The 2,615-nt window shown below is 48.9% G+C and carries 3 protein-coding genes; 2 read left to right on the top strand and 1 reads right to left on the bottom strand.

Features of this window, described 5'->3' with window-relative positions; all coding sequences use genetic code 11:
* Window positions 1–69: 69 nt before the first annotated feature.
* Window positions 70–1,233: a DEAD/DEAH box helicase gene (locus ACQKE4_RS20525; RefSeq protein ID WP_427390086.1), complete on the top strand. Its 1,164-nt coding sequence runs from the start codon at window positions 70–72 to the stop codon at window positions 1,231–1,233.
* Between the two features lie 61 nt (window positions 1,234–1,294).
* Here the strand turns inward: ACQKE4_RS20525 and rho are convergent, their stop codons facing one another.
* Complete coding sequence (gene rho, locus ACQKE4_RS20520; RefSeq protein ID WP_427390085.1) at window positions 1,295–2,251, bottom strand: transcription termination factor Rho; 957 nt, start codon at window positions 2,249–2,251, stop codon at window positions 1,295–1,297.
* 116 nt (window positions 2,252–2,367) lie between these two features.
* On the opposite strand from rho, the gene ACQKE4_RS20515 reads away from it, so the two are divergent.
* Window positions 2,368–2,615, top strand: a 248-nt coding sequence (locus ACQKE4_RS20515) for a helix-turn-helix domain-containing protein (protein WP_427390084.1), incomplete at its 3' end; no start/stop codon positions are given.

Below are 2,615 nucleotides of genomic sequence, written 5' to 3'. Positions count from 1 at the left end.
AAGCGGCTGTTGGTGCTTGATGGATTGGTTAGGTTCTTGAAATCATAGCACTTTCAGCCGCTTTCTTTTATACCCTGTGAGAAATCCGGGCTAGGTTACCAAACGCCAACGCCCATCCAGAAACAAGCGATTCCTGCCATTCTTTCGGGTAACGACTTAATCGCCACCGCACAAACAGGTACAGGTAAAACCGCCGCCTTTGTACTGCCGCTGTTAGAACAGTTCAGCAACGCGGGTACTTTACGCGGCAAACGCATACGTGCGCTGATTCTCGTGCCCACCCGTGAGTTAGCGGTTCAGGTCGAAGCCAGTGTGGCGCAATACGCTAAGCACACGCAGTTAACCTCAATGGCGGTGTATGGCGGTGTGGATACCGACGCTCAAAAAGAGCGCCTGATCAAAGGGGTGGATATTCTGGTCGCCACGCCGGGCAGATTGCTTGATTTGGCTCATCAGCGTGCGCTGCACTTTGATGAACTTAAGGTCATGGTGTTGGACGAAGCGGACAGAATGGTCGACATGGGGTTTGTCGACGATATCAAGAAAATCATAGATCGCCTGCCTGAAGAACGTCAGAACCTGCTGTTTTCGGCCACAATGACAGACGATGTACGGGCCCTTGCCTACGATTTTTCAGATAGCAAGATGACCGATCTCGCGGCTGAAATATCCATTTCTCCCAACGTCCGCGCCGCCGCAAATATCAAACAGTGGCTAATCACCGTCGACAAAGACACTAAGTCCGCCTTGTTGAGTCACTTAATTAACGAACAAAAGTGGGATCAGGCGCTTATTTTTACCGAGAAAAAACACAATGCGGCCAAGCTCGTTGCTCAACTGGAAAAGCGCGGCATCACAGCGGATTCCATTCATGGCGATAGAAGCCAAGCCATGCGCGAAAAGATTTTGGATCAGTTCAAATCTGGCGAACTAAAGTACTTGGTCGCCACGGGGGTTGCTGCTCGTGGTTTGGATATTGGTGAACTGAGTCGTGTGGTGAATTACGATTTACCTTTTAAGCCAGAAGAATATATCCACCGCATTGGCCGAACCGGCCGCGCGGGTGCCTCAGGTGAAGCCATCTCTTTAGTTGACATGAGTGACTTTAAAAATCTTTGTGCCATTGAAAGGCGATTAAAAAGCGTTATTGAGCGCAAAGAGATTGCAGGCTTTCCGGTTCGTAAAGCAGTACCCGAGTCAAACTTAAACTATAATAAACAAAGTAATCGTTAAACCTTACCAAAGAAGCTCGCCTCTTAAAAAATCAAAGGTGAGCTTCTTTACTACAGGCATTTCACGAGGCTGGCAAAAACGCATCTAACAGCTCGGCATTCGTAGGATATTTATCCAATAACTCAAGCAACTTCTGCGCGCCTTCTACTGGCTTAAGCGTTGTCAACGCTCTACGCAATGTCCTTACTTTTTCAATATCTTTTGCATCAATCAAAAGCTCTTCGCGACGGGTACTGCTTTTGGCAATATCTATCGCAGGGAAAATCCGTTGATTTGCCACATCCCGGGATAACACGAGTTCCATATTGCCCGTGCCCTTGAACTCCTCGAAAATCACCTGATCCATACGGCTTCCCGTATCCACCAGCACGGTGGCCAGAATGGTGAGCGATCCGCCGTTTTCGATCTTTCTTGCAGCGCCAAACAGTTTTCGTGGTATTTCCATCGCTCTGCTATCCAGCCCACCCGACATAGTACGACCGTTGCCTCGCTGCTCGGCATTATGAACGCGCGAGAGTCTGGTAAGAGAATCGATCAAAATCATCACATTATGACCCTCGCCTGCTTGCCTACGCGCCGTCTCAAGAAGCTTATCGGCCATACTTACATGGTGTGTGTAGCTCTCGTCTGAAGACGATGCATGTACTTCTGCCGACACACTGCGCTTAAAATCGGTCACTTCTTCAGGGCGCTCATCAATCAGCAAGGCATACAGCTTTATATCAGGATGAGCTTCTGCCACGGCCTGACAGATATGTTTTAACATCGTCGTTTTGCCAGAGCCTGGCGGCGCAACAATCAACCCACGCTGCCCCATCCCAATGGGCGTAATCAAATCCATCATTCGCACAGTACGCTGCTTAGAACCAGGCTCTAAATAAATGCGTGGGGAAGGATGAATAGCGATGCCATTTAAAAAACGTTTTTCGGGATCATTAGGGAATTGATCTTCAACTTCGTCGGCGGGCTTGGTATCTATCTGTTTCTTCGTTTTTAAACTTAGTATTTTTCTCGTCATAATATTGATGGATCGCCTTGAATAACCTGAATTTATAGAATAGCTGTAGCGCTTTGAAAATGCTTGGCCGCAGAAACTGAGTGCAACACCTGAGCATTTCGCTAAGGTGTTGTCCCATGTCTTACCTCGAACTCAGCAGTGAAGAACGTGCCAGCATCCAAGTGGGTCAAGCCCAAGGGATGAGCCTTCGGCATATTGCCCAGCTCTTGGGGCGAGCTCCTTCAACCATATCTCGTGAAATACGCCGTAACCAAATGGCCCAGAACGGTTACTGTGCCCGGCACGCCCAACGTCAGCGAGAAAAGCGTCGAGTGGTCTGTCGTCCTGCGCGTAAGCTTTTGCCAGGCACCGAGCGGTTTGATCT

The sequence above is a fragment of the Halomonas sp. NPDC076908 genome, assembly GCF_050269715.1.
In the GTDB taxonomy this organism is placed as follows: domain Bacteria; phylum Pseudomonadota; class Gammaproteobacteria; order Pseudomonadales; family Halomonadaceae; genus Vreelandella.
This window is presented reverse-complemented; position numbering and strand designations above follow the sequence as displayed.